The organism is Clostridium sp. KLE 1755 (genome assembly GCF_000466465.2).
GTDB classification, from domain to species: domain Bacteria; phylum Bacillota; class Clostridia; order Lachnospirales; family Lachnospiraceae; genus Eisenbergiella; species Eisenbergiella porci.
In genome coordinates this window covers 81,768-107,182 of the sequence record NZ_KE992717.1, presented here as the reverse complement: position 1 = coordinate 107,182, position 25,415 = coordinate 81,768, and the positions used below count along the sequence as shown (strand labels likewise).

20 protein-coding genes are annotated in these 25,415 nt (G+C 45.1%); 15 read left to right on the top strand and 5 right to left on the bottom strand.

The window, feature by feature from the left end; all coding sequences use genetic code 11:
* Window positions 1–262: 262 nt before the first annotated feature.
* The 4 genes from HMPREF1548_RS14995 (at window position 263) to HMPREF1548_RS14980 (ending at window position 5,977) form a co-directional block, all read left to right on the top strand.
* On the top strand, window positions 263–664 hold the full coding sequence (locus HMPREF1548_RS14995) for a response regulator (RefSeq protein ID WP_021637113.1): 402 nt from the start codon (window positions 263–265) through the stop codon (window positions 662–664).
* Window positions 597–1,406, top strand: a complete 810-nt coding sequence (locus HMPREF1548_RS14990; protein ID WP_276946524.1) for a sensor histidine kinase — start codon at window positions 597–599, stop codon at window positions 1,404–1,406. The genes HMPREF1548_RS14995 and HMPREF1548_RS14990 overlap by 68 nt, the downstream gene beginning before the upstream one ends.
* A 293-nt stretch (window positions 1,407–1,699) precedes the next feature.
* Entirely contained in the window at window positions 1,700–4,108 is a 2,409-nt protein-coding gene (locus HMPREF1548_RS14985; protein ID WP_021637111.1) for a glycoside hydrolase, read from the top strand.
* 180 nt (window positions 4,109–4,288) lie between these two features.
* Complete coding sequence (locus tag HMPREF1548_RS14980) at window positions 4,289–5,977, top strand: AAA family ATPase (RefSeq protein ID WP_021637110.1); 1,689 nt, start codon at window positions 4,289–4,291, stop codon at window positions 5,975–5,977.
* Between the two features lie 169 nt (window positions 5,978–6,146).
* Here HMPREF1548_RS14980 and HMPREF1548_RS14975 read toward each other — a convergent pair whose 3' ends face one another.
* On the bottom strand, window positions 6,147–8,441 hold the full coding sequence (locus tag HMPREF1548_RS14975; RefSeq protein ID WP_021637109.1) for a helix-turn-helix domain-containing protein: 2,295 nt from the start codon (window positions 8,439–8,441) through the stop codon (window positions 6,147–6,149).
* 254 nt (window positions 8,442–8,695) lie between these two features.
* Between HMPREF1548_RS14975 and HMPREF1548_RS14970 the strand changes: the two genes are divergently transcribed.
* The 4 genes from HMPREF1548_RS14970 (at window position 8,696) to HMPREF1548_RS14955 (ending at window position 13,983) form a co-directional block, all read left to right on the top strand.
* Window positions 8,696–10,294 (top strand): extracellular solute-binding protein, encoded by a 1,599-nt coding sequence (locus tag HMPREF1548_RS14970; protein ID WP_021637107.1) that lies wholly within the window; start codon window positions 8,696–8,698, stop codon window positions 10,292–10,294.
* Between the two features lie 62 nt (window positions 10,295–10,356).
* The gene (locus HMPREF1548_RS14965) at window positions 10,357–11,277 is read left to right on the top strand and encodes an ABC transporter permease (protein WP_021637106.1); all 921 of its coding nucleotides are present in this window, start codon (window positions 10,357–10,359) and stop codon (window positions 11,275–11,277) included.
* 10 nt (window positions 11,278–11,287) lie between these two features.
* Window positions 11,288–12,157, top strand: a complete 870-nt coding sequence (locus tag HMPREF1548_RS14960) for a carbohydrate ABC transporter permease (protein WP_021637105.1) — start codon at window positions 11,288–11,290, stop codon at window positions 12,155–12,157.
* 71 nt (window positions 12,158–12,228) lie between these two features.
* Entirely contained in the window at window positions 12,229–13,983 is a 1,755-nt protein-coding gene (locus tag HMPREF1548_RS14955) for a glycoside hydrolase family 2 protein (RefSeq protein ID WP_021637104.1), read from the top strand.
* Between the two features lie 241 nt (window positions 13,984–14,224).
* Here HMPREF1548_RS14955 and HMPREF1548_RS14950 read toward each other — a convergent pair whose 3' ends face one another.
* The 3 genes from HMPREF1548_RS14950 to HMPREF1548_RS14940 all read right to left on the bottom strand — a co-directional run bounded on the left by HMPREF1548_RS14950 (window position 14,225) and on the right by HMPREF1548_RS14940 (window position 16,279).
* Entirely contained in the window at window positions 14,225–14,854 is a 630-nt protein-coding gene (locus tag HMPREF1548_RS14950) for a CatA-like O-acetyltransferase (protein WP_021637103.1), read from the bottom strand.
* Between the two features lie 58 nt (window positions 14,855–14,912).
* Window positions 14,913–15,497, bottom strand: a complete 585-nt coding sequence (locus HMPREF1548_RS14945) for a sugar O-acetyltransferase (RefSeq protein ID WP_021637102.1) — start codon at window positions 15,495–15,497, stop codon at window positions 14,913–14,915.
* Window positions 15,498–15,640: 143 nt separating this feature from the next.
* Window positions 15,641–16,279, bottom strand: a complete 639-nt coding sequence (locus tag HMPREF1548_RS14940) for a flavodoxin family protein (RefSeq protein WP_035322280.1) — start codon at window positions 16,277–16,279, stop codon at window positions 15,641–15,643.
* A gap of 528 nt (window positions 16,280–16,807) precedes the next feature.
* Between HMPREF1548_RS14940 and HMPREF1548_RS14935 the strand changes: the two genes are divergently transcribed.
* The 6 genes from HMPREF1548_RS14935 (at window position 16,808) to HMPREF1548_RS30005 (ending at window position 23,329) form a co-directional block, all read left to right on the top strand.
* Window positions 16,808–19,213, top strand: a complete 2,406-nt coding sequence (locus HMPREF1548_RS14935) for a CRISPR-associated helicase/endonuclease Cas3 (RefSeq protein ID WP_021637099.1) — start codon at window positions 16,808–16,810, stop codon at window positions 19,211–19,213.
* Window positions 19,214–19,233: 20 nt separating this feature from the next.
* Entirely contained in the window at window positions 19,234–19,977 is a 744-nt protein-coding gene (gene cas5c / locus HMPREF1548_RS14930; protein ID WP_021637098.1) for a type I-C CRISPR-associated protein Cas5c, read from the top strand.
* Window positions 19,974–20,507, top strand: coding sequence for a type I-C CRISPR-associated protein Cas8c/Csd1 (locus HMPREF1548_RS14925; protein ID WP_021637097.1), 534 nt, complete (start codon window positions 19,974–19,976; stop codon window positions 20,505–20,507). The genes cas5c and HMPREF1548_RS14925 overlap by 4 nt, the downstream gene beginning before the upstream one ends.
* Window positions 20,501–22,000 carry a type I-C CRISPR-associated protein Cas8c/Csd1 gene (gene cas8c / locus HMPREF1548_RS14920; protein WP_083492992.1) on the top strand — a complete coding sequence of 500 codons (1,500 nt, stop codon included), beginning with the start codon at window positions 20,501–20,503 and terminating at the stop codon, window positions 21,998–22,000. The genes HMPREF1548_RS14925 and cas8c overlap by 7 nt, the downstream gene beginning before the upstream one ends.
* The gene (cas7c, locus tag HMPREF1548_RS14915; RefSeq protein ID WP_021637095.1) at window positions 22,001–22,906 is read left to right on the top strand and encodes a type I-C CRISPR-associated protein Cas7/Csd2; all 906 of its coding nucleotides are present in this window, start codon (window positions 22,001–22,003) and stop codon (window positions 22,904–22,906) included.
* Window positions 22,907–23,155: 249 nt separating this feature from the next.
* A complete protein-coding gene (locus tag HMPREF1548_RS30005; protein ID WP_198168640.1) occupies window positions 23,156–23,329 on the top strand; it encodes a hypothetical protein in 174 nt (57 codons plus the stop codon).
* A gap of 21 nt (window positions 23,330–23,350) precedes the next feature.
* Here the strand turns inward: HMPREF1548_RS30005 and HMPREF1548_RS14910 are convergent, their stop codons facing one another.
* On the bottom strand, window positions 23,351–24,322 hold the full coding sequence (locus tag HMPREF1548_RS14910; protein ID WP_021637093.1) for an AraC family transcriptional regulator: 972 nt from the start codon (window positions 24,320–24,322) through the stop codon (window positions 23,351–23,353).
* Window positions 24,323–24,753: 431 nt separating this feature from the next.
* Here HMPREF1548_RS14910 and HMPREF1548_RS14905 point away from each other — a divergent pair, with 431 nt between their 5' ends.
* Complete coding sequence (locus HMPREF1548_RS14905) at window positions 24,754–25,359, top strand: zinc ribbon domain-containing protein (RefSeq protein ID WP_021637090.1); 606 nt, start codon at window positions 24,754–24,756, stop codon at window positions 25,357–25,359.
* Window positions 25,360–25,415: the final 56 nt, after the last annotated feature.

Here is a 25,415-nt window from a genome sequence, read left to right as displayed (position 1 = left end):
CTTGTCAATGTGTACCGCGGGACCGGCAAGGTGATGATGGCCCCCATTTCCAAGATGCCGAACGTTTAAATTATCCTGTAGGAGCTGCTTTGCTATCTGGCGGGAGGCGTCTGCTTTTCCCTGGCTGAGTTTGCCGGGAAAAAGTCTGCCGCTATAGGAAAACCCAAAACGGATATAATATGGAATAGCAGAAAACCACTGGCTCATAAACCGGTGGTTTTCTATTCTTTATCCCCCGAAATTGCGATAAAAGGAGGAAAATATGAAACTGCTGATTGCCGAAGACGATCCGGATATGCAGAAAATCCTGAAGCTTTATCTCCAGCGGGAGGGCTGCCAGGTGAATATTGTTGACAACGGCCGCGCCGCCATTGATTTTTTGTCAGAGAATCAGGTGGATCTTGTGATTCTGGACTGGATGATACCGGTTCAGGATGGTATCCAGACCCTTAAGGAAATCCGGCTTTTGAATTTTCCGGTTAAGGTTCTGATGCTGACAGCCAAAGGCGAAATCGAAAATGAAATTACCGGGCTTACCTGCGGGGCGGAGGCTGCTCAGCCTGTTCGTAAAGCATATTACCAATCCGCTTCGGCAGATGGAGCACTTTTCCCGGCAGCTTTCCCGTCAGGAATATGCCGTTTTGGATATCCGTACAGGAGATGAACTGGAAACCGTTGCAGAGAACATGAACCAGATGAGCCGTTCCCTTCGTGAATATGAAAAGCAGCTGCTTAATAAAAACAGGCAGATGAAACAGCTTCTGGATGATGTGGCCCATGACATCAAAACGCCGGTTTCCCTCATCGGCATGTACGCCTCCGGCATAAAGGACGGCCTGGATGACGGCACCTTCCTGGATACAATTGAAGAACAGAATGCCAGGATTTCCCGTCTGGTGGAACGGCTGCTCAGCCTGTCCCGGATCGAAAGCAGGGAATACCCGCTTTCACCCATCGCCCTTGATACAATACTGCATAAATGCATGGAGGAACAAAGAATGGCCCTGCATGCCCGGGGACTGTCTTTTCAGGAGGAGCTTGCCTGCGATGTGGAAATCATGGGAAACAGTGAGCTTGTTGCCCTGCTGTTTTCCAACCTGCTGTCAAACGCGGTAAAATATGCCTCTTCCGGCGCCGTGGAGGTGACGCTTTGCAGGATGGGAGAATGGTGCCGGTTCCGGATATCCAACGGGTTTTATAATGACGCGCTGGATCCGGAACGGATTTGGGATCCATTTTATGTAGGGGAGCCTTCCCGCAGCAGGGCACTGACCGGAACCGGCCTTGGACTTGCTATTGTAAAAAGAATTGCAGAGCAGTATGGCTATTCTGTCCGATGTGAAATCGGGGAGGGAAGGATATTGTTTGAAGTATTGTTTCCGGCTGCATTGAAAAATGAAAATTAAAAGCAAAACAAAAAGAAGAGAATCAAAAGAAGAGATTCGAAAGGCATAAACGGATATAAAAAAGTATCCGCTTATGCCTTTTTTGTCACATGGCTGTAACAGCCCTCTGTTAAACTTCCTGATATCGGGCAGGATAAATCTATAGGATCGGCTTACAGAAGGAGGAATATAAAAAACGATCGCAGACTGCCGGATTATTTATTAAAAAAGAAAAATTGCAGCTGCTTAATGAGCAGGCGCATTTACTGTGCCTGCCGCAAAAACAGCTATGAAAACTGATAGGAGAGAAAGAGATGAAAACAGTAAAGCTTTTAAAAAAATCCGTCTGCCTTATACTGCCGATTGCGTTGATTTTGGGCGGATGTGCCGGAAAAGCTCCGTCTGTGGATCAGTCAGCGCAGGACGGGAAGGAATCTCCGGTAAGCATTGCCGATGGGACAACGACAGACTCATCGTTAGAAACACAAACAGATGCTTCAGGCGGCCGGGTTTCCGGACTCCCTTTTGATTTCCAGGTAAATCCGGAAAACTTTGAACTGACTATGGAAACCGGGGGAACGCTGCTGACCGTTTCACAGGGAGGTAAAGAGCGGGAGTATTCAGATTATCAGGAAAAAGACGGTACTGTCAGCTGGCGGTATCCCGGGGAAAGGACATCTGTCGCCATAACGCCGGCGGAGGACTATTTAAGCGTAACAATCACTTCGGAAACAGAGGAAGACAATACCTTTGTATGGCCGGAAATTTCAGGGGAAACCTATTATTTTCCCTTTGGAGAAGGAAAACGGGTGCCGGCAGGGGACGCGGTCTTTAGAGAATATCTGAACGGACAGGAATTTCCCGTGCTGGAACAGCTTTCCATGCCTTTCTGGATTACCTCGTCCGGAGAGTTTTCCATTCTGTATATTGTGGAGGATCCCTTTCGGACGAACCTGCAGTTTTCTGCAGATCCAGCTATCACCTTCTCTGTTTCCCATGACTATCCGGCAATTGATAGGAGCAGATCCAGCAGTTACCGGATTTATCTGACCGGCCCGGATCCGGTAAGCGCAGCCAGGCTTTACAGGAATTACCGCATGGAACAGGGTGATTTTATGACACTGGAGCAGAAGGCGCAGAGCAATTCGGATATCCGTAAGCTTTATGGCGCTCCGTTCATTTATCTGTGGGGAGAATTCCTTATTTCCCCTGATGATATTGACTGGAAGGCTTTCCGGCAGGCGGCGGATTCTCCGCTGACAGAGTATCTGTCATCCTTTGCCGGCAGCCAGGAAAACGGTTCGGAATTTACAGCAGCGCTGGAAGAAATAAAAAAGCAGGATTATGTAGCTGAATATCAGAAAAATACAGTATGCAGTTATCTCAGCCAGCTGCTGAAAAGGGAAGATTTCTGGGATCCATCTGTTTTTACACAGCATTCCCCGGCGATGACGCAGCTTTTGGCAAAAGGGCATGAAAATCTGACCGAAATAGAAAAAATTCAGGTGAAAAAAGAGGCATTGGCAGTTAACTGGCCGGAGATTTTTACCGACGCAAAGCAATGGACGGATTCTGGGACGACGGAGTTGCTTCAGGGACTGAAGGAGAGCGGCATTGACCGGGCCTGGATAGGCCTCAACAGCTGGGAGCAGGCGTACGCAAAACCGGAGCTTGTGGAGAAAGCCGCCGCGCAGGGGTATCTGATCGGAAGCTATGATTCCTATCACTCCATTCACGAACCGGGCAAAGAGCAGTGGATAACGGCGCAGTTTGAGGATACAGCTTTATATGAGGAAGCCACGGTTACGGACAAAAATGGAGAAAAAGTGGGCGGCTTTCAGAATGTGGGGCGCAAACTGAATCCTGTTCTGGCTTTTCCTGCGGTGGAAGCGCGCATGGAGGACATTATGTCGAATTCGCTTCCGTTTAATTCCTGGTTTATTGACTGTGATGCAACCGGGGAAATTTATGACGATTATTCACCATCCCACCCTGCAACCCAGGAAGAGGATCTGGCGGCCAGGCTGGAAAGGATGGCCTATATCCGGGATCAGTATCGTTTTGTAGTGGGATCTGAGGGCGGCAATGATTTTGCGGCTTCCACGATTGCCTTTGCCCATGGAATCGAACTGAAGACCTTTTCCTGGATGGACGATGACATGAAAAAGAACCGGGACAGTGAGTACTATATCGGAAAGTATTACAATCCCGCCGGCGGAGTGGCCGAACATTTTTCAAAAAGGATTCCGGTGAAAGATAAGTACTATACACTGTTCGTGGACCCCAGGTATGATATTCCGCTGTACAAGCTGGTATACAACGATTCCGTTATCACAGGCTATCACTGGGACTGGTCCACCTTCAAAATCCAGGGGGCGACGGCGGACCGCATGGTAAGAGAGGTTCTGTACAATGTTCCGCCCCTGTACCACCTGGATGCGGCGGAGTGGAAGCGGTATCATAAGGATATCGCCGCACATCACGCCGTGTGGTCAGAATTCAGCAGGAAGGCAGTGCTGCAGGAGATGACGGACTTCAAATATCTCACGCAGGACGGGGCGGTGCAGAAAACTGTTTACGGAGAAAACATTGCCGCGGTGGCCAACTTTGCAGAGGAAGCATATGAATATGAAGGAAATAGTATCCCGGGACATTCCGTATGGATACAGATGGACGGGAAAAGCATGATTTACACCCCTTCCCTCCAGCCAGGGAATGCATAAACGCTTATGATAACAGGAGAAGCAGAGCTTTTGATTTGGAGAATACATTGCGGTTAAACTTCAAACAGGGTATAATCAGAGAAAAGATGCATCTGGGAAATGCAACTGTAAAAGCATAGGATAGTTATGTAAAGGGAGTCAGTGAAAAACAGTCAGTGAAAGGCAGAAAGCGGGGATAAAATGGACAGACCATTGCCAATCGGAATCGAAGATTTTAAAAAACTGAGAGAAAACAACTTTTACTATGTGGATAAATCATTGCTGATAAAGGAACTGCTGGATAACAGAAGTGAAGTAAGCCTGTTTATGAGGCCGAGACGTTTTGGCAAGACATTAAGTTTAAGTATGCTCAGATATTATTTTGAGCAGGTGCCCGTGAGCGATACGAATACAGATAATAATAACTTGTTCAAAGGGCTTAAGATTATGGAAGCCGGTGAAAAATATACGAAACATAAAGGTCGGTATCCGGTAGTTAACCTTTCCTTAAAGTCTGCAAAGCAGCCGGACTGGAATATGGCTTATGATGCAATGGTGAATGAAATTGCAAAGGAATTCGAACGTCATGACGATGTGCTTGAAAGTTCAAGGCTGCTGCCGGACGAAAAAGAACTTTTTTGCCGGATCAGAGGAAAAAAAGCAGCCAGAATTGATTATGCGATGGCAATGGAATTCCTTACCCGTTGTTTGAAAAAGGTTTATAGAAGAAATGTAATTATCCTTCTGGACGAGTACGATGTTCCACTGGAAAATGCATATTTTAACGGATTTTATAAACAGATGACAGATTTCATCCGTTCCTTTTTTGAATCGGCGCTAAAAACCAATTCCAGCCTGGAATTTGCCGTAATCACTGGCTGTCTTCGTATAACAAAGGAGAGTATATTTACCGGACTGAATAATCCGGAAATGATTTCAATCCTTAATGTAAATTATGCGGAGCATTTTGGTTTTACCCAGCCGGAAGTGGAACAGCTTTTGGAAGCCTATGGAATCAGTAACAAGAAAGGTGAAGTCAGGCGCTGGTATGATGGCTATGTATTTGGAAAGACAGAAGTATATAATCCGTGGAGCGTACTGAACTATACGAAAACGGCGGCTGTTGATAAGAATGCTTTTCCGAAGCCATACTGGGCGAATACTTCCTCCAACAGTATTGTCAGGGAACTGGTGGAACGTGCGGATGGCAGCGTAAGGCAGGAAATGGAAGCATTGATTGAGGGAGAAGTGATAGAAAAGCCGGTTCACGAAGAGATTACCTATGATGAAGTATATAAATCAGAAGAAAATCTGTGGAATTTTCTGTTTTTTACAGGATACCTGAAAAAAAAGGGTGAACGGTTTGACGGTGAAACTGTTTACCTGGAATTGGCGATTCCAAATACAGAAGTAAAGCTGATTTACAGAAATACGATAATGGACTGGTTTCAGGAAAGAATTAAAAAGACGGATTTCTCGGCTTTGTATCAGGCCGTCCTTGGGAAAAATGCGACGGTTATGGAAAAAGAACTGTCCGGGAATCTGATGGAGACCATTAGTTTTTATGACTATAAGGAAGATTACTATCATGGTTTTCTTGGCGGGCTGTTGAAAATGATGGACGGATATATAATAAAGTCCAATCGGGAAAGCGGCCTGGGGAGAAGTGACCTGCTGCTGCTTTCCGCGCCCTATGAGGGGAAGGCGATTATAATTGAAATAAAAATCGCAGATACCTATGCAGAGCTGGGAGCTAAAGCAAAAGAAGCATTGACTCAGATCGAAGACAGGCAATATGATGCTGAACTGAAACTGGAAGGCTATCATACCTTTATTCTGTATGGAATTGCTTTCTATAAAAAGCTTTGCAGAGTAGCCGTAAAAGAGTGATATGTCAGTCAAAATTCAGGGCATCCCCCATGCGTCTGCTTATGCATGGAGGATACCTGTTCATTACTTCACAGTTATTGCCAAAATCCATCCTAAATCGCCTGCGGCGATGGATTTTGGCACTCCTGAATCACTTCCTTACGGTCAGCGCGAAGCGCTGTCCTGCCGATTAGTGCCCCTGGAGGATACCTTCCTTATATTTGCCGGGAGTCGTCCCCTTGAGCTTCTTAAATATGCGGATAAATGCGTTGCTGTCCACAAAGCCGGTCATCTGCGCGATGTCCGCAATTTTTAAATCCGTTTCATTCAACAGGGAAACGGCGTTTGAGATCCGCACTTCATAAAGGTAGTCGATAACGCTTTTCTGATACTGCTCCCTGAATTTCCGTGACAGGTAGGACGGGGTAATCTGAAAATGTTCGGCTATTGTATTCAGATTGATGTTAACATCAAAATAGTTATTGTCTATAAAGCGGCAGATATCCTTTCCCCATTGTCCATAGGAGGGATTTTTGCAGTTTTCCGCAATCTCCCGGCAGGCAGCCAGATAAGCGCGGCAGGTCTGGGAGAGCGCTTTGGGCAGAGACTGGGAAAAGAAGGACTCATCCAGGAAGCTTAAGGACTCCGGTTGCAGGCCGTAATGCGTCTGGCAGTATAGCCGGAGCTTGACAGTGGCCTGATAAAAGAAATAATAGCAGCTTTTGGCGTCGGCCCAGGAGAGTTCACATTTTTCAAGATTTTTTTCTATATCATTAAAATATTCGGTTATCTGCGCCTGATTACACGTGGTGACAAGATTTACAATATACTCGCTGGTGTTCAGCGGGATGGAGCCTATGATCTGTTTCTGGGGAATCGTCTCATAGAGACAGATCCGGCCCGTTTCAAACAGTCTCTGGTATTCCAGCGCGGTATCCGCCTGCAGGCAGGCTTCCGGTATCTTTTCCTGGGACTGCAGGCTGCTGATTCCGGCTTTCAGGGAAAGCTGGAAGGTATCCGACAAAAATCCTATCAGCCTTTCCGTGAGCTGTTCGATCTGTACAAGCGGACGGTCAAGCTGGCCGGAAACCGGAATCAGGACCGAAATCTTTCCTTTGCGGATACCGAAATGGCTGTCAGGGAACTGCGAGGAAAGAAGCTCCTGGAATACATTTTCGATCGTAAAGGCGGTCAGTCCCGCCAGCCCCTCCGGTTCATTCAGGCTGCCTGTCCCTTCCACGGAAAGCAGCACGACGCAGACCGTGGGGAAGGAAAGGTTAAAGGAAAACTGTTCGGCAACCTGCTCCGGTATCTGGCTGAATTCTATTTCTCCGGAAAAGATTTTCTGGAGATAATTATTTTTCAGCATCATTTTTTGTCTGGCTATTTCATTCCGGTTCTCGGTAAGTATTTTCATGATCAGATGATATTCGTTTTGGGCCGGCCCCACAGATTCGTCCGTATCCCCTATAAATTGCAGGATCTGGGACACCGGCTCATAATTTTTACGGGAATAATACATGATTACCACAAGGCCTGTAAAAATGCAGATCAAAATCGTAAGCAGCATGATTTCCAGCAGCCGGGTCATCTGGGCCTGGTAGTCCTTCTTTTCCGTAATGGATATGAGCGCCGTACCGGAAATCTGTAACGGATAATAATCTATAATGACCTTTCCCTGGTTTTTTGTCTCATAAAAGGACGCATCTGGCCGGTCTGTGAAGTAAGAGGCGATTTCCGCTATGGGCAGGGCGGAAAGGCTGTCGTCTTTGCTGCCGGCGGCCAGCAGAAGCTGTTCCTGATCCACCAAAGCAAAGGCGCAGGAATATTCCAGAAGAAGCCGGCTTTGCAGCCGGGTCAGCAGGCTTTTGTTGTCGATCTGGATGCACAGCACAGCCAGCGGCTTTCCTGTGATATCCGTCAGAAGGTTCTGGGCTATAACGATGAAGTTTTTCTCCCTGTTTGCATAGCATATGATACGGTTTTCCTGCAATGCGCTGCCGATCGCATTCCAGTCGCCGTCCGTCATGGTATTGCTTTTTGCTTCCATGGCAGGCAGCAGGGACTTTTCAAAAGTGGAAACAGGGTTTACGATATAACCGGAATCAGGAAAATACAGGTTGATTCGCTGGATGAGCGCATTGGATATCTGCATGGCCGCCAGATCCTTTTTCAGATAATAGCGGTCCATGACAGGCGTGGATCCAGGCGTGCTTTTGCTGTTGGCAAGAGCGACTACATATTTATTCAGCTGAATATGGGAGCCAAGCGTAATCGCATCACGGAATACGGAGTTGATCTGCTCACCGGAATTTTCCAGCATCAGATGCTGGCTGGCAATGGTGCGTTCCTTTAAAGCATTATAGCTGTGAAAATAATAGAAGGAACAGATAATGATGGGAAGCAGCAGAACACTTGCATAGGAAATAAGTGTTCTCCAGAATAAGCCTGTTTTTTTCTTTTTATTATCCGTTTGCCGCCTCATAAATCAATCACCCTTTTTATTATTATTACTGTAAAATAAGTATACCATAGGCTGTAAAAAAGCCAGTATGATTTTTCTAAACAAATATTATATTTCTGAAATATTGCGGCAGATACATATGAATTTCCTTTTTCCAAGATTTACGCAGCCGGTTTTCCGGGCTATGCTGTAACTGACATTAACCGAAGCGAGGCGCGCCGGTTCGGAGTGATTTTCAAAAAAATATCATTTCATAAAAAGGAAGGACAGTAATTATGAAGAAGAATTTTCCAAACAAATTAGGAACTGCCGCGCTGGCAGCCCTGCTGACTTTTTCGTCCCTGTTCACAGGCTGCGGCAGCAGCGGACAGACTCAGGCGGATGTATCCGTTTCCAATAAAGAAGAAACCGGAAGCGAAGCGACATCGGGAGAAGAGACGCCTGTGCTCACAGTCTGGTCTTATTGGACAAATGGAGATCTGTATAATGACCAGGGAGACTGGGAGTACTGGCAGGCTATTGAGGAAGCCTGCAATGTAGATCTTCAGTTTGTTGACAGTTCAGGCGGCAAAGATGCTCTGTCGCTGCTGGCAGGTACAGATGATCTTCCGGATATTATTATTGAACTTGAACCGACGATTCCGGGCGGTGTGCAAAAGCTGCTGTTGGACGGCTCTATTATCCCTCTTAACGATCTTATGGATAATGGATACATGCCTAATTTTAAAGCATATTTGGAATCCGATCCGGAGGTTGACAAGCTATGCAGAAATAATGAGGGACTGTACGCATGGGCACCTATGATCAGAAAGCCGGATTCCCCGCTTGTTTTCAATGGAAATATGATTAGGCAGGACTGGCTGGATGAACTGGGGCTGCAGATGCCGGAAACTGTTCAGGAAATGGAAGATGTTCTGGTTGCCTTCAAGGATCAGAAGGGCTGCGATTCCGCATTTTCCTTTATTTATGGAAACTATAACATTATGGTCAACAGCTTCGGAATCAGAGAAGGGATGTATGTAGACGGTGATAATAAAGTGCATTTCGGGGCAATTGAGGATGAGTATCTGGATTTCCTGACTCTGTTTAACCGCTGGATGAACATGGGAATCCTGGATCCTGATGCCTTTACCCAGGATACGGACGCTTTTTTTGCCAAAATTTCCAGCGGAAGAACAGGGCTTGTATGGGGCTATACCGGCGGAACTCTTGGAAAGATACAGACCATACAGGAAGAAAACAAGGAAATGAATTATCAGCCCGCCCCCAACCCTGTTTTAAATAAGGGAGATAAATTCATTGTTGACCAGAGCAGCTACCGGATCAATAATATCGGCGGTGCGATTTCCGCAACCTGTTCCAACCCGGAGGCTGCGGCCCGCGTGCTTGACTATACCTATGGCGAAGAGGGAAATATGCTGGCCAATTACGGCAAGGAAGGCGTGACCTATGAAATGGTTGACGGCAAACCGGTATTTACGGACTTTGTCCTTCATAATCCGGACGGACTGTCCATTGAAAAAGCGCTCTCCATTTATGCCGGCTGCAATAATAAGCCCTTCCTGGTGGAAAAGGATTATATGCTGGGCGGATATGCTTATGACGTGCAGAAAAAATCCCTGGAAGTCTGGGCAACTCCCGATGCCACAGTGAAGGATATGCCCCCTGCAACCATGACGGATGCGGAGCTGCAGGAATATAACTCCATCATGACTGATATTCAGACCTATCTGGATGAATTCAAGCTGAAATTCATCCTGGGCACGGAGCCTCTGGAGAATTTCCCTGAATTTGTGGAAAATATCAGGAACATGAATATTGAAAGGGCGATAGAAATCAGACAGGCGGAATATGACAGATACCTGGCAAGATAATTGATACCGGCAGGCCCGGGCTTTGGGAAAAGCTGCGGGCCTGTTTGAAAGAAGGAGTCTTTATGAAAAAGGACAGTTATGCTGCCAGGCTCTGGCAGAATGTAAAAAGACATAAGGGACTGTATCTTATGATATTGCCGATTGTGGCCTATTACCTTGTGTTCTGCTATTACCCCATGTACGGAGCGCAGATCGCTTTCCGTGACTATACCCCCAAGCTGGGAGTGCTTCACAGCCCGTGGGCCGGCCTGAAGCATTTTGCGGAATTTTTCAAAAGCGTGTATTTTGAACGTCTGATCCGCAATACCCTGAGCATTAATCTGAAAAATCTTCTTTTCGGCTTCCCTGCGCCGATTCTGCTGGCGCTGCTTTTAAATGAAGTGCGCAGCCAGGGATATAAAAAATTTGTGCAGACGGTGAGCTATATGCCGCATTTTATTTCCACGGTGGTAATTGCCGGAATGGTTCTTCAGTTTACGGCTACGGACGGCTTCCTGACACAGCTGATGACGTTATTTGGCTATCCCAAACAAAATCTGATGATGAACCCTTCCTTTTTCCAGCCCATTTATGTAATTTCCGATATATGGCAGGGGATCGGCTGGGGCTCCATCATATATATTGCAGCGATAGCGGGGATTAATTCGGAATTGTATGAAGCGGCGAGAATGGATGGAGCGGGACGGTGGAAACAGATGATACATGTGACGCTGCCGGGCATCCTTCCCACGATCATCACCATGTTTATCCTGAGAGTGGGGAATATGATGAATCTTGGCTTTGAAAAGATCATTTTGCTTTATAATTCCTCAATTTATGAGACTGCGGATGTAATTTCCACGTATGTTTACCGGAAGGGGCTTGTGGATCAAAGCTACAGCTTTTCCACAGCAGTGGGACTGTTTAATTCTGTCATCAACCTTACATTGCTTTTTATTGCAAATAAACTCTGTAAAAGGTTGACAGAACATAGCTTATGGTAGGAGTATATATATGAAAAAAAGAAATCTGGGTGAAGGGGTATTCCAGATATGCAACGGCCTTGTGCTGCTGCTTGTCTCGCTTGTGACGCTGTATCCCTTTTTATATGTCATTTTTGCTTCCTTCAGCGATCCTCTGAAGCTGATGGGCAATTCAAGCCTGCTGCTTAAGCCGCTGGGATTTTCGCTTGGCGCTTATAAGAAGGTATTTTTAAATCCTTCCATTTACAGCGGCTACATGAATACGGTTTTTTATGTGACCGTGGGAACGCTGGTTAATATCCTGGCGACCTGCATGGCGGCCTATGTGCTGTCAAGAAAGCAGTTTATGCTGCGCCGCGTGCTTACTATCATGTTTATTTTTACCATGTATTTCAGCGGCGGGCTGATTCCCGGCTATCTGCTGATTAAGGATCTGGGAATGATAAACAGCAGGCTTTCCCTGATTCTGCCCGGCGCTGTCAGCACCTTTAACCTAATGATTATGATAACGGGGTTTGAGGGGATTCCGGAATCGCTGGAGGAATCGGCGCGCATTGACGGAGCCGGGGACTGGACTATTCTGTTTCGGATCATCATGCCGCTGGCCAAGCCCACAATTATGGTAATCCTGCTGTATTATGCGGTAGGACACTGGAATGCCTGGTTCCACGCCATGATATATCTGCGGGATGCGGACAAAATGCCGCTGCAGATTTTCCTCAGGGATATTCTCACCAGAAGCCAGCTGGGAGCCATGACCGGGCAGACAGATGTGGAGGATGTGGGGCAGACGATAAAATATGCGACGATTATTGTTTCCACGGTGCCCATACTCTGCGTGTATCCGTTCATCCAGAAGCATTTTGTAAAGGGCGTCATGATCGGGGCTGTCAAAGAATAGCGGTTCTGCAGTTACTTTAAAAATAACAGTTCTGCAGTTACGTTAAAGAGTAAGAAAAGGAGGCTGTACGGATGGTACGGACATTTGCAACACACAGAATCAGGAAAACACAGGAGCTGTCCTCCTGTCTGTGGGATTTTGAAACGCTGCCTGAAGAGGGAGGAACGGTTGGAGAGACAGCCGGGGGGAAAGAGACTGCCCCGGTTAAGGAGGCTGCCCCGGGTAAGGGGACGGCTCCGGTTAAAATGAAAACCGCAGTTCCGGGCTGCTGGGAGAACTGCCCGGATACGTTAACCTACCGGGGAAAGGCTGTTTATGAAAGAAGATTTGCCTGCGAAGGCAACATACGCCTGGAATTTAAGGGGGTCAGCCATACGGCACAGGTATATCTTGATGATATGCGGATAGCGGAGCATTACAATGCCTATACCCCGTTTTCGGCAGTGGTAAAGGAGCTTCCGGCGGGGGAACATACGCTGAGAGTCTATGTTGACAATTCCTTCGGCCCGGATTCGGCGCTGCATGTGCCCAATGATTACCAGACCTACGGAGGAATTACCCGTCCGGTGGTTCTGGAGGAGCTGAAGGATGCATACCTTACGAAGCTGCATTTTACTCCCCTGCGCAGGGACGGGCAGTGGTATTTCGTGATAAAAGGAGAAGTGAAAAATTTATCCGCGGCGCCTTTTGAGGGCAGGATCCTGCTTTCCCTTGGGGAAGAGACGGTGGCGGAGGCTGCTGTGTGGGCAGAAGGAAACGGCGTATGCGGATTTGAGACGGAGGAAACACTTTTTCCGCAGGCGCAGGAGTGGTGTCCGGAAAATCCCGTATTATATCTGCTGAATGCGGTTCTGCTGGATGCGCAGGGCCGGGAAACGGACGATCTCATTGATCGGGCAGGCTTCCGTGAGGTCCGTATTGAGGGGAAGGATATCCTGCTGAACGGACGGAAGCTCAGGATTAAGGGCTTCTGCCGCCATGAGGATCATCCCCAGTTTGGCTGCGCCCTCCCTTTTGCGGCCATGCAGCAGGATTTGCTACTCATGAAGGATATGGGAGCCAATTCCGTGCGTACCTCTCATTATCCCAATGATGAAATTTTCCTGGATCTGTGCGATGAAACAGGCATGCTTGTATGGGAAGAGAACCATGCGAGAGGGCTTTCAGAGGAAAACATGAGAAATCCCAACTTCGAACGGCAATGCGAGGACTGTATCCGGGAAATGATTGAGGCGCATTACAACCATCCTTCCATTTATATCTGGGGGATTCTGAATGAATGCGCAAGCCATACGGAGTATGGAAAGGAATGCTATCGTAAGCAGTATGAGCTGATCCTCCAGCTGGATCAGAGCCGGCCGCGCTCCTCTGCAAGCTGTCAGTTTAAAACGGATATCTGTTTCGGACTGCCTGAGGTGGTATCCTATAACATTTATCCCTTATGGTATCATGACACGCCTGTACAGGACTACCTGAAAGGCCTTTATGACTGGGTCCAGGAGGAGTCGGAAGGCGCAGGAAAGCCGTTTTTGATAACGGAGACGGGCGCGGGCGCCATCTATGGCTGCCGCACACCTTCCCGGGTAAAATGGTCTGAGGAATACCAGGCTTATGCCATTGAAAAACAGCTGGAGGCGGTTTTCGGGCAGGAGGGCTGCAGCGGCGTTTATCTCTGGCAGTTCTGTGACTGCAACGTGTGTGACAGCTGGTTCGGCGGCCGGCCGAGAACCATGAATAATAAGGGAATCGTGGATGAATACAGACGGCCGAAGCTGGCTTATGAGACGGTTAAGAGAATGTTTGGCAGTGTGGATACGTATTTCTGACAATAGAGAAAAAAGATAAGGTTCTGTTGCAGATATTTTCGGGAGGAACAGATGGATATTCTCCCGGAAGAAGCAGGGCAAAAAAGCAGGATGAAAGCAGCAGGGCGGACACAAAAAGAAACGGCGTGAAATATGCCGTTTCTTTTTGCAGTATGGGCAATATGGAGCATGCCGCCGCAGCTTTTTTATACGGCGTCCGAAGCATTGGTGTGTTTGAAAATTGCTTTCAGGCACCGCAATATCAGTATTCCTCCACAAATTTTTGTAGGGCGTCTGCCAGCTTTCCTACATGAATCCCATCCACAAACGAATGGTGTGCCTGGACAGAGAAGGGCAGCAGGATTCTGCTGTCTCTTTCAAAATATTTTCCCCAGTCAAACAAAGGCGTGGCGTTTTCCTTTTTCCCGGAATTGGTGTGGGAAATATGGGTATAAGATATCCAGGGCATGGGGGAGCACTGAAACACATCATTTCCCAACGGCCCGGTGAAATATTCCTTTTGATCGGCGGCGGTCCCGGCGGCCAGCGCCACATATTCCTCCAGGCTGTCTGTGAGAGGTACATTTACCACCTTAAAAAGCTCCGTTTCCCGGTTAAGATAGGTGAAAGCGGTGTCGATTTTGTCGAATAAAACCACCTTGCCATCCAGGAAGCGGTAGCGGAATTCTTCAATTGTATTTGCACAGCTGCAAGCCGCATAAACCATAGCCAGGGTAAAGGATAATTTCCGATCTTTGATTTTTTTGAGAAAACCGGTAATATCCAGCTCAAAGGTTACGCAGAATGCGGGTTCTGTGCTGTTTCTGAAAACCATGCAGTGAACGGCCCGTTTCCAGTTTGTTTCATCGATTACCTGATACTGATTTGCCATGGGATACCTCCGGTTGGATTTTGTTTTTTTGTGATGTTTTGCCTGTCGGGACGGCTTGTTATTCGTTATCCCTGATTACTTGGCAAGGAGAGCCGTAGGCTATCGTATTTGACGGGATGTCTTTGGTAACCACGCTTCCCGCACCGATGACAACATTGTGGCCGATGGTAACGCCCGGAAGGATAATGGCCCCGCCGCCGATCCATACGTTATTTCCAATGATAACCGGCGCTGTCCGGGTCTTGCAGAATTCAAAGGAGCCGTCAGCCTTTGGCTCGCCGAATCTTTCCCTGGCGCTGGTTGGATGGAAGGCTGTGTAAATCTGGACGTTCGGCGCGATGAGGGCGTTGTCACCGACGATAATTTTATTGGAGTCCAGGAAGGTGCAGTTTAAATTCACCTCGCAGTTGTTTCCAAAATAAATGTTGTTTCCGTAATCCACATAAAAAGGAGCGGTAATCCACAGGTTTTTTCCGCGGCCGCCAAGCAGTTCCGATAAAATCCTATCCTTTTCTTCCGCATTCCGGGTATCAGTGAGATTGTAATCACGCATGAGATTTTTGGCCTTGTGCCATTGGTTTAACAATTCGCTGTCCCCGCAGTCATACAGCTCTCCGGCCAGCATTTTTTCTCGTTCTGTCATAGAAATTCTCCTTATCCTTCACTGAAATGAAACAGCTGCCGGCGCATTCCGGGCGGCAGTATGTCTGTGTTAGGCTTATGTTACCTCCCAAAGCTGCTTTTGTAAAGATATTTTATGAATTAGAAAGATGCTTTTCATAGCGCTCACAGTGTTTCCCGCAGGACAATTTCAATGTATTCCTCCAGTTTCTGCCTTATGGAATCCCAGTCGTATCTCTGAACCGGGAAGATGCTGTCTGTTTCCTCGATTTTGGAGATAGGAAGAGAAATGCCGGTATTCCATTCGGAATCAAAGGGGATTACCCTGCATTGAATTGTTTCCAGTGCATTTGCTATCGTGTCGTTTACCATTGCTTTATAGCTTTTCAGCGCCCATTGCGCACCGCCGCCATGTGAGATAATCCCTGCGGGAAGATGATACAGTTCCGAACGGTAGGAATTATCCTTCCACCAGTGAAGAAAGGTGATCTGTTCCATTTTTTCCAGAAGCATGCTTACCTTGGCGGGGATGGGGGCGTAGTGGGGGGAAATGAAGAAAATACAGTCCGACAGTGTCAGTTTTTCGTAGATTTCATTAAAACCGGCATCCATATGGCAGCGTCGGGTGTTGTAGCAGCAGCCGCAGCCGGTACAAGGGGAAAGCACATAGTTACGCAGGTCGATAATTTCGCAGGAGATGTGTTTCCTGGCGGCGGTTTGGGCAATGACTGCGCAAAGCTGCAGGGAGGTGCTTTCAGCTTTGCTGTTTAATATGTTGGAGCCTGAAATGCATGTTATTTTCATGAAGAACCTCCTTATAATAAGTTTTTTCAAGGGTTATTTTTCTTGATTGAAAACTTTGAATCCATTTTATAAACTCTTATAAGTATCGCAGTAAAATGGCTTGAAATCAAGGCTTTCCGCGAACTTCTTATATTTCATTATGATTCCTTATTGCGTGATTTTAGAAAGTCGGATACCATGTGACTATTTACAGGCGCACTTCAATTAAAGTGGAAAATGTAGTTAATTTTTTTATGAAGAATCAAATAGAGAGTGAAGAAAATTGATGTTTTTAGGAGGTAAGCAATATGCTTTGGCCTATGATGCAAATGTTTGACTTATATGGTGACGACCTATTTCGACAATATTTTATGCGAACTGCTATAATTTATAAATCTTTCAATTTATAAATATCATGTCGTATTATATAGCACTTTAAAATTTAAAATGCTATAATAAAATTAAAAATAGCTATAATTTCATATTTATAGATGAGATTAAAATTCATGTATTAATATTTAGCCCTCACGAGAATAAAGAGGTGAATAAGTGGATCTTATAAAAGGGGAATATATTGCCCATATCAGACGTTCAGATAAATGCAGACAGACAGTGACAGAGCATAATGATGGAGTGGCCAGGCTGGCGAAGCGTTCCGGAGCGATGTTTGGACTGGAGAATTTAGCTTCTTTTAGCGGACGGTATCATGACATCGGGAAAAATACCATGAGTTACTACAACTATATAAATGATGCGGCAGACGGAAAACCTGTTGTTCGCGGCTCTGTACTCCACTCAATTTATGGCGCCTGTTTTGCAGATCATTTGGCGAAAGATACAGACCTTTTTTCAAAATTGGCGGCGGAAATGATCCGGGTTTCCATAATGAGCCACCACGGACTGCGGAACTCTCTTACGAAAGACGGAACATCTACATTTTCGCGGGCTGCGGAACGTATCTCTGACTCGTATAAGCAGGTGGAGTACATCGTTTATGAGATTTATGGGGAAAGAGTTATTTTAGAAGAATTTGCGCAAGCTTGTGCGGAGGCAAGAAACATACGAGATGAAATAAATAAATTTCGATCCAAAGGGAACGGATTGGGTTCCGCACATATCTATTTAGCGTTGTATGTCAGACTGCTGACCTCTATCTTAATTGATGCCGATTGCACTGATACAGCCTGTTTTGAAGATAATGTCAAAATACCTGAACAAAAGTCTGCTAAAGAGCTGACTGCGATATGGCGCCGCTATCGTGTCAATTGTGAAAATGAAATTCAAAAAATGCTGCGGGAAAAAGAGTCGTCGCCACTTGATTTCTTTCGAAATGAGATATCTGAAGCGTGTGATAAATTTGAAGGTAAAAGTTGTGGAATATTCCGGCTCGTTGTTCCCTGTGGCGCGGGGAAAACGATATCAGCGTTGCGCTATGCGCTGCAAACGGCAGAGAGATATGAAAAACGTCGTATTTTTTATATCGCCCCATACAATTCAATTCTTGAACAAAACGCGGATGAGATAGCAAGGTACATCGGGGATGATAGTGCTGTATTGCGGCATCACTCTAATATGGTATTTAAGCAAGATGACGGAGAAAAAGAGACGAAGTATAAGCTGCTTACTGAGAATTGGCTGCAGTCCCCTGTTATTGCAACATCTGCAGTGCAATTTCTGGATACGCTATTTGCATCAAAGACTTCTGCCGTGCGGCGAATGCAGGCGCTTGGCAACGCAATTATTATCGTTGATGAAATACAGGCGCTGCCGATAAAAGTATTAAAACTTTTTAACGCGGCAATGAATTTTCTTTCCAGCTTTTGCAATACTTCGATACTTCTATGTTCTGCAACACAACCGCTGTTAGATGAACTGAATGATTACCGAATTTGTCCTCCGCGGGACATCATTCAGGATGTCGACAGATACAACGAAGCTTTCAGACGTGTAGAGATCGTGGATTGCATAAGAGGAAACGGTTTCTCGTCAGACGAGGCGGCCGATTTTATATTTGGGCTGGCGCAGAAAGTGAAATCAATGCTCGCCATTGTTAATACCAAAGCGACCGCGCGGAGAATCGCGGAACGCATTTTAAAATTATCATGTGGCGACAGTGAATATAAAGTGTTTCATTTATCCACTAATATGTGTCCTGCACATCGTAGTACTGTAATCAGGGAAATGCGCAGATATCTGTCTGATGAGAAAAGTTCCAAAAAGATTATCTGTGTCAGCACAACTCTTATAGAGGCAGGCGTCGATCTCTCTTTTGAACATGTTGTCCGTTCACTGACGGGTTTGGACAGCATTGTGCAGTCTGCAGGACGCTGTAATCGAAATCGGGAAACCATATGTGGAACTCTTTCCTTGATTTACATAAATGACGAAAAGATAGGTAAGCTTGATCATATAAAAGAGGCTCAGGAAATAACCCGGGAAATTTTATACCATATTCATATGAATGCGGATCGTTATCCTGGCGGAGCTCTGTCAAAAGCCGCAATGGATGGATTTTACTCAAAATATTACCGTCCACTGAAAAGGGAGATGGCCTTTCCTTTAAAGGATGACCCGGAACATACAATCATTGATCTGCTTACCAATAGTCCTGTCGGAAGCGAACGCAAACAGACAACGGGCGGCATTCTTTTAAAACAGGCATTTAGGGAAGCCGGAGAGGCATTCGAAGTGATTGATAATACAGGTAAACATTCGGTTATTGTAGAGTACAATGATGACGCCCGCAAACATATACATATACTGCTGTCCAGTCACTTTATTTATGAACAGAAAAAACAGCTGCGCTATTTACAACAATATACAGTTCAGCTACCCACATATACGATTGAGAAAATCGGAGCGGGTATAGTTCAAGAAAATGAGATCGGGGTGATGATCTTATCAAATGAGTTTTATGACAAAGTTTATGGTATAGACGATGAGCTCAAGATTTAATTTAACAGGGAGGTGTAAATGTGGAGAGAAAAAGGAATACAGTTGAATTTGAGGTGTGTGGCAACCGTGCGCTGTTTTCTGACCCTATTACCCGTGTCGGCGGTGAAAAGAGCAGTTATTATGTACCGACTTACGAATCACTGAAAGGCATATTGATGTCGGTATATTTCAAACCTACCATCGTTTGGATTATCGATGCTGTGCGCATAATGAACCCCATCCAAACCACTTCGGAAGGCATACGAACAAAAAATTATGACGGCGGTAATGATTTGTCAATTTATACCTACCTCAAAGATGTAAAATATCAAGTGCGCGCTCATTTTGTCTGGAACGAAAACAGACCGGAACTTGTGTGTGACCGTAATGAAAATAAACATCATAATATCGCAAAGCGAATGATTGAACGCGGTGGAAGGCGAGATGTTTTCCTGGGAACGCGCGAATGTCATGGGGATGTTTCACCCTGCGTATTTGGCGAGAGCAAGGGCGCATATGACAGCATAGAGGAGCTTTCATTTGGCTATATGTTCCATGGATTCACCTATGCAGACGAAGCTGTCCGGGAAAATGAAAAGGGGCATATGAGTATACGTTTTAACCATGTTGTGATGAGGAACGGTATCATAGAATTTCCTGCACCAGAGGATATACCGGATAAGGACAGGAGAATATTACATAAAATGCAAGTCAAAAAATTTGGAGAAGCCCAGAAGAACTTCATTGGCTCTAAAGAATTTACCGATGAGGAGGTGGGAGTATGAGTTGGGCCGCCTCCCTGTGTGCTTTGTATGATGCAAATGCGTGGCGCGCAGGAAACGTTGAGAACTGGAATGGGAAGCCGCTGGTACTCATGCCACTAGGCTATGATACAATGAAAGCTCAAATTGAAGTGATAATAGATGGGGACGGGAACTTTATCAGCGCTCGGACACTCGACAAATCCGAGGCTGAAACGATAGTGCCTTATCCTGACAGGAGAACCAGTGGCGTGAAAGCTCTTCCGTTATGTGACAGTCTTTCTTATATTGCCGGGGATTTCTTAGAGCGGATAACAATGTTCCTTGACGGAGAGACAGAAAAGAAAAAGGCCCGCACCATCCATGATATCAAAAATAGCTTTCCATCTTATATCAATGGATTATCGGAGTGGTGTTCATCAGATTTCGTGACAACGAAAGTTATGGCTGTTTATAAATATGTACTTCGAAAATCAGTAATAGCGGATTTGCAAAAAAGCGGCGTCCTTTTACCAGATGATGACGGTTTGCTGTCCGACAGAAAAAAATTCTAGGCGTTCGAATTGAGAAAGCATTTGTTAGATTTCGGGTTTATGAGAAGAATGTCCATCAGGAGGAAACTGCGATTTGGCTTGATAAGGAAACGCAGCAGTGTTTCATCAAATACTATTTGTCAACTGCCAAAAACAAGGATCTTTGTTATTTTACGGGGAATATTGAACTAACAGCGAAAACAAACCCGGTTAAGATTCGCGGAGAATGGGATACAAAGGCAAGCCTGATATCTTCCAACGATGATTCTAACTTTACCTATAGAGGACGTTTTAAGACAAAAGACAAAAACAACGGCTATAATGAGGCTCTCTCTGTCGGATATGAAACATCGCAGAAGATTCATAATGCACTGAAATGGATTATCCGCAGGCAGGGATTTATTCGGGATGGAGTGTGCCTTGTAACATGGGAAAGCGATTTGAAAGAATTGCCACAATTCTATGAAAGTGCTGTGGGATTACTTACTGCTCTGTCGAACAAAGATGAGTCACTTTGGGATTCTGAGGATGTATTATTTGGTGAGAGTGAAGCGGATCATTCCGACACAAATTATGCAACTGCGCGAGACTTAAATTTAGCAATAGACGGATACGCAAAAAATATTGAGGATACCTCACATATGGTGATTCTTGCACTTGACAGCGCATCTCCCGGACGGCTTGCAATAACTTATTACAGAGAATTAGAAACATCCGCCTATCTGAAGAATATCAGGCAATGGCAGGAAAGCTGCTGTTGGCGGCAGGAATACTTTGATAAGGATAAAAAGTATCGGCGTTATGAAGGTATTGATTCAATTAAGGAGATTGCAAAAGCAGTTTATGGTACCGAGAAAGAAAAACTCCTAACTTTACCTTCAAATAGCGATGGCAAATGCCCACTGCTCATATCTGTTTTTGACCGGCTGAGACCATGTATTATAGACGGTGAACCCATTCCGCCGGATATAGTCAGAACCGCAGTGATGAAAGCATCTAACCCGTTAGCCTATGAGAGGGAATTTAATTATTTGAGGGTTTTGCACACAGCATGTTCCTTGATTAAAAAATATTATTTGGAAAAGGGAGTGATATTTAATATGGTACTTGATGAACTTTGCACAGACCGAAGCTACCTTTTTGGACGGCTTTTAGCAGTTGCGGAAAAAATAGAGCGCTGCACGTTTGATAAGGGCGAAACCCGTACTACAAATGCGGAGCGGTATATGAGGCAGTTCTCGCAGACGCCTTTCCGGACGTGGAAAATCATTCGCAGAAATACACAAACTTATTTAAACCGGTTAAAACCCGGAAGCAGAGAATATTACAAAGATCTTTACGGGAAGATCGAAGGACAATTTGAACCTGGCTGTTTTGAAGCAAAGAATGCTCTTGATGGGAAGTTCCTGCTTGGTTACGATTGTCAGCGGGAAGTCTTAAAGTTCCGAAAGAAAGACAATGTCATTGTTTCAGACGAAGAGGAAATCACTACGATTAGTGAGGAGGAAGAATAAATGAGCATTTTACAGAACAAGATTGACTTTGCGGCAATTGTTTCCGTGACGCGGGCAAACATTAACGGTGACCCTCTGAATGGCAACCGTCCCAGGGAGGACTACAACGGTTATGGGATTTTTTCCGATGTGGCTATTAAACGCAAGATCCGTAACCGATTACAGGATATGGGTGAAAGCATCTTTGTTCAAACAGACGGAAGGGAAACAGATCAATATCGCAACTTGCGTGACCGCGCCGCCAATGATGCCCAACTTGCTGCTGAATTAAAAAAGGGTAAAGATGCGGATACGGATCTTTTTTCTAAAATAGCTTGTGAAAAATGGATTGATGTCAGAGCTTTTGGTCAGGTATTTGCATTCAAAAAGGACAAGAAGAAAGCAAAAGGTGAAGAAGATGAGGCAGGCAGTCAGTTATCTGTTGGTGTCCGTGGACCGGTTTCGATACAACAGGCGGTCAGTGTAGACCCTATTGATATCGTTGATATGCAGATCACGAAAAGTGTTAACGCCGAAGGTGGAAAAAAGGGCAGAGCATCTGATACGATGGGGATGAAACACTATGTTAATTTTGGTCTGTATGTGATTCGCGGAAGCATTAACTGTCAGCTTGCAGAAAAAACAGGCTTTTCTGATGAGGATGCCAACAAAATTAAGGAGGCTCTCTGTACTCTCTTTGAAAACGATGCATCTTCGGCTCGCCCAGATGGTACCTGCGAGGTTTGCAGAGTTTATTGGTGGAAACATAGTGAAAAAACACCGAAAGAAACATCTGCAATGATTCAGCGCTCTTTGAAGATCATGTCAAAGGTTGAGGAACCTCACAGTTTTGATGATTACGATATTCCGATGCCGGAAAGTGTATGTGTTCCAGAAATAATTGAGTTTAACCATATTCAAGAGTAAAACAGAGAATATACAAAATATTCCATCTAAAAGGACTTCTGGTAGCCTCATAGTTGCTGAAAGTCCTTTTGTTGTGCTCTTGACATAAGGGTGTCAGTAATCGTGACGACAAGGTTCGACAGTTTATCGCAGTGTCAAATAAGATAAAAAATGTTTCACGTTGTATTGGTGTTGTTAATACAATAAGATATACTATTGATACAAGCGATATCATTAAGTAATAGAGACACCCTTAAAGGAGTAAATATATTGGAAAAGTTTATGAATCCCCCAGTCAGGCACAAATGGAATGCTGCCGATATCAGAGAGGAACACAGGCAGGGCAGAGAACTGAAGAGGATTGCCAAAAGGTACTGCATCACCAATAAAGAAGTCAGGGAATTGCTTGGAGAGCCAAAGCGGAAAGCGGGAAAGTGCGTATAATGTATAAGCGCCGGATAATACCTATTCCCGCGGTACGGAAATATTTCGGGCAAGCGGCATTTTTTTGCCGGACAGGCCGTATTTTCTGGAATAAGCGCCGGGCGTAGTGCCAGTGTATTTCTTGAATACCCTGGAAAAATAATAAATATCCCTGAATCCGCACTTTTCAGCCACGTCGGAAATCCTGCTGGTGCCGTCCGACAGCAGCTGCCTGGCTTTGGAAATCCGAAGCTCATTCAGGTAAGCAAGGATCGTTTTCCCTGTGGCTTTTTTGAATAAACGGTTGATATAATCATAATTACAGCCGTATTTCTGTTCGATGAGGGCGCTGGTAATTTCCTCCGTGTAGCTGCTCTGGAAGAAAGTAAGGATATCGTGGATAATCCGTGTGGAACGGCCTGTAAGCCCGGAGTTTTCTTCATACAGACAGGAATCGGTCAGTTCCCGTGACAGAAGAATGAGAAACTGCAGAAACAGGCACCCGGTATTCAGCTGAAAATGCTCCAGATGATTGTAGTGGGAAGCCTTGATCTGTTCCAGCAGTTCCGTCAGCTGCATTACAGCGCCTGGCTGGCCGATATGCATGTGCTTTGGCAGCAGAATAGAGGAAGCCGGATTTTTACGGATGGAACATTCATCTGTCTGAAGCGCGGCAAAACGGCTGCTGACAAGCTCGTTTTTTACCAGCTCCTCCGGTGCGGAGCATTCTGCCATCCGATCATGATAAAAGTGTATGTAAAAATACGTACAGGAGGAAGCCTTTGTGCCGCAGTGTACCAGATGAGGATCCAGGATGAGCATATCACCGGGCTTCAGCGCATATTCGCGGCTCCCTTCCTTCAGATACATTTCCCCTGAAAGTACAAAATAAAGTATGAATTCCTCTGTTTGTCTTTTTATATGGATGTGAGGCGGTTTTACGCTCACTTTATTTGTAAATTTAACTACGGGCATATAGGTGCTGTCCATTTTATAAAAAAGAAAATCTTCCATTGTTTCTGCCTTTCCTGAAAATCATCTGACGCAAATGCTTCCGCCTTTATGAGTATAGAAGTAATTTTTGCTCATGGCAACGGATTTTTTGAAATATTTTTAATGATAATGACAGCGCAATTATGCAGAGAAATAATAAGCAGAAAGCAGCAGGCGATTCAGCCTTATTTTACCAAAGGGGAACAGGGTCTGATTTGATTGACTTTGTATAAAGGGATAGGTATAATTCAGTTTATGATGTACATGTTGCCATATGAAGGGGGATTATTTATGGTTATGATTAAGGTACCTGAGTGCGGACAGGAAATTTCCGACAAGGTTCAAAAGGGTACCTATTGCGGAAAGGTTTTGCTGAGGAGGACGAAAAAAGAAGCCGGATAACGTATAAGAAGACAGAAAAATAATAAGAGTACATAAGGGAGATTAATTCTATGGCATTAATTAAGTGTTCAAAATGTGGATCAGAGATAAGCGGAGAAGCTTCTTTTTGCCCCAAATGCGGATGTCCTGTTGCGGGTTCGGCTGCGGCATCCAACAACAATAAGCAGAAGAAAATGATAATAATTATAACAGCGATTGTTATTTTGGCGGCAGCACTGATTGGATTTATAGTTTACAGGTCCGCCAATAAAACGGATAAGAGTGGTTATTATAATGGGTTGAAATGGGGAACATCATATGAAGAAGTCAAAAAACAAATAGACGATGATGTAATCAGTATTGAAAAGGATGGCAAAATTACTGTTGATTTGCAGAATTATGAGGGAAAAGAAGGAGTAAACTGCATATTATCTTATGAGTTTGAAAATGATTCATTAGATCAGGTAGCTTTATTTATCACGAATCTTGACAGCAGTTCTTACACCGATAATTCTCTGATTGAAGAATATACAAAGAAATTTGATGAATTATATGGTGATCACAGTCAGGATCTTTCTACCTACATATGGAAAACAGAGTATAGCAGTATTGAACTGACATTTCTGATGGACAATCTTTTTATAATAGAATACAAAGATATTAATAAAGCAGATTAGAATGATCGGAAGTGAAGCGATTCAGCCGGATGCAGTAAGTGTGACAGCATCCGGCT

What these genes read in the sequence shown, in the direction of transcription:
- HMPREF1548_RS14910 (WP_021637093.1), bottom strand. Translation starts at nt 24,322, where the DNA reads ATGGAAGATTTTCTTTTTTATAAAATGGACAGCACCTATATGCCCGTA.
- HMPREF1548_RS14975 (WP_021637109.1), bottom strand. Translation starts at nt 8,441, where the DNA reads ATGAGGCGGCAAACGGATAATAAAAAGAAAAAAACAGGCTTATTCTGG.
- HMPREF1548_RS14905 (WP_021637090.1), top strand. Translation starts at nt 24,754, where the DNA reads ATGGCATTAATTAAGTGTTCAAAATGTGGATCAGAGATAAGCGGAGAA.
- HMPREF1548_RS14960 (WP_021637105.1), top strand. Translation starts at nt 11,288, where the DNA reads ATGAAAAAAAGAAATCTGGGTGAAGGGGTATTCCAGATATGCAACGGC.
- HMPREF1548_RS14950 (WP_021637103.1), bottom strand. Translation starts at nt 14,854, where the DNA reads ATGGCAAATCAGTATCAGGTAATCGATGAAACAAACTGGAAACGGGCC.
- HMPREF1548_RS14945 (WP_021637102.1), bottom strand. Translation starts at nt 15,497, where the DNA reads ATGACAGAACGAGAAAAAATGCTGGCCGGAGAGCTGTATGACTGCGGG.
- cas7c (WP_021637095.1), top strand. Translation starts at nt 22,001, where the DNA reads ATGAGCATTTTACAGAACAAGATTGACTTTGCGGCAATTGTTTCCGTG.
- HMPREF1548_RS14980 (WP_021637110.1), top strand. Translation starts at nt 4,289, where the DNA reads ATGGACAGACCATTGCCAATCGGAATCGAAGATTTTAAAAAACTGAGA.
- HMPREF1548_RS14940 (WP_035322280.1), bottom strand. Translation starts at nt 16,279, where the DNA reads ATGAAAATAACATGCATTTCAGGCTCCAACATATTAAACAGCAAAGCT.
- HMPREF1548_RS14955 (WP_021637104.1), top strand. Translation starts at nt 12,229, where the DNA reads ATGGTACGGACATTTGCAACACACAGAATCAGGAAAACACAGGAGCTG.
- HMPREF1548_RS14965 (WP_021637106.1), top strand. Translation starts at nt 10,357, where the DNA reads ATGAAAAAGGACAGTTATGCTGCCAGGCTCTGGCAGAATGTAAAAAGA.
- HMPREF1548_RS14985 (WP_021637111.1), top strand. Translation starts at nt 1,700, where the DNA reads ATGAAAACAGTAAAGCTTTTAAAAAAATCCGTCTGCCTTATACTGCCG.
- HMPREF1548_RS14925 (WP_021637097.1), top strand. Translation starts at nt 19,974, where the DNA reads ATGAGTTGGGCCGCCTCCCTGTGTGCTTTGTATGATGCAAATGCGTGG.
- HMPREF1548_RS14995 (WP_021637113.1), top strand. Translation starts at nt 263, where the DNA reads ATGAAACTGCTGATTGCCGAAGACGATCCGGATATGCAGAAAATCCTG.
- HMPREF1548_RS14970 (WP_021637107.1), top strand. Translation starts at nt 8,696, where the DNA reads ATGAAGAAGAATTTTCCAAACAAATTAGGAACTGCCGCGCTGGCAGCC.
- HMPREF1548_RS14990 (WP_276946524.1), top strand. Translation starts at nt 597, where the DNA reads ATGGAGCACTTTTCCCGGCAGCTTTCCCGTCAGGAATATGCCGTTTTG.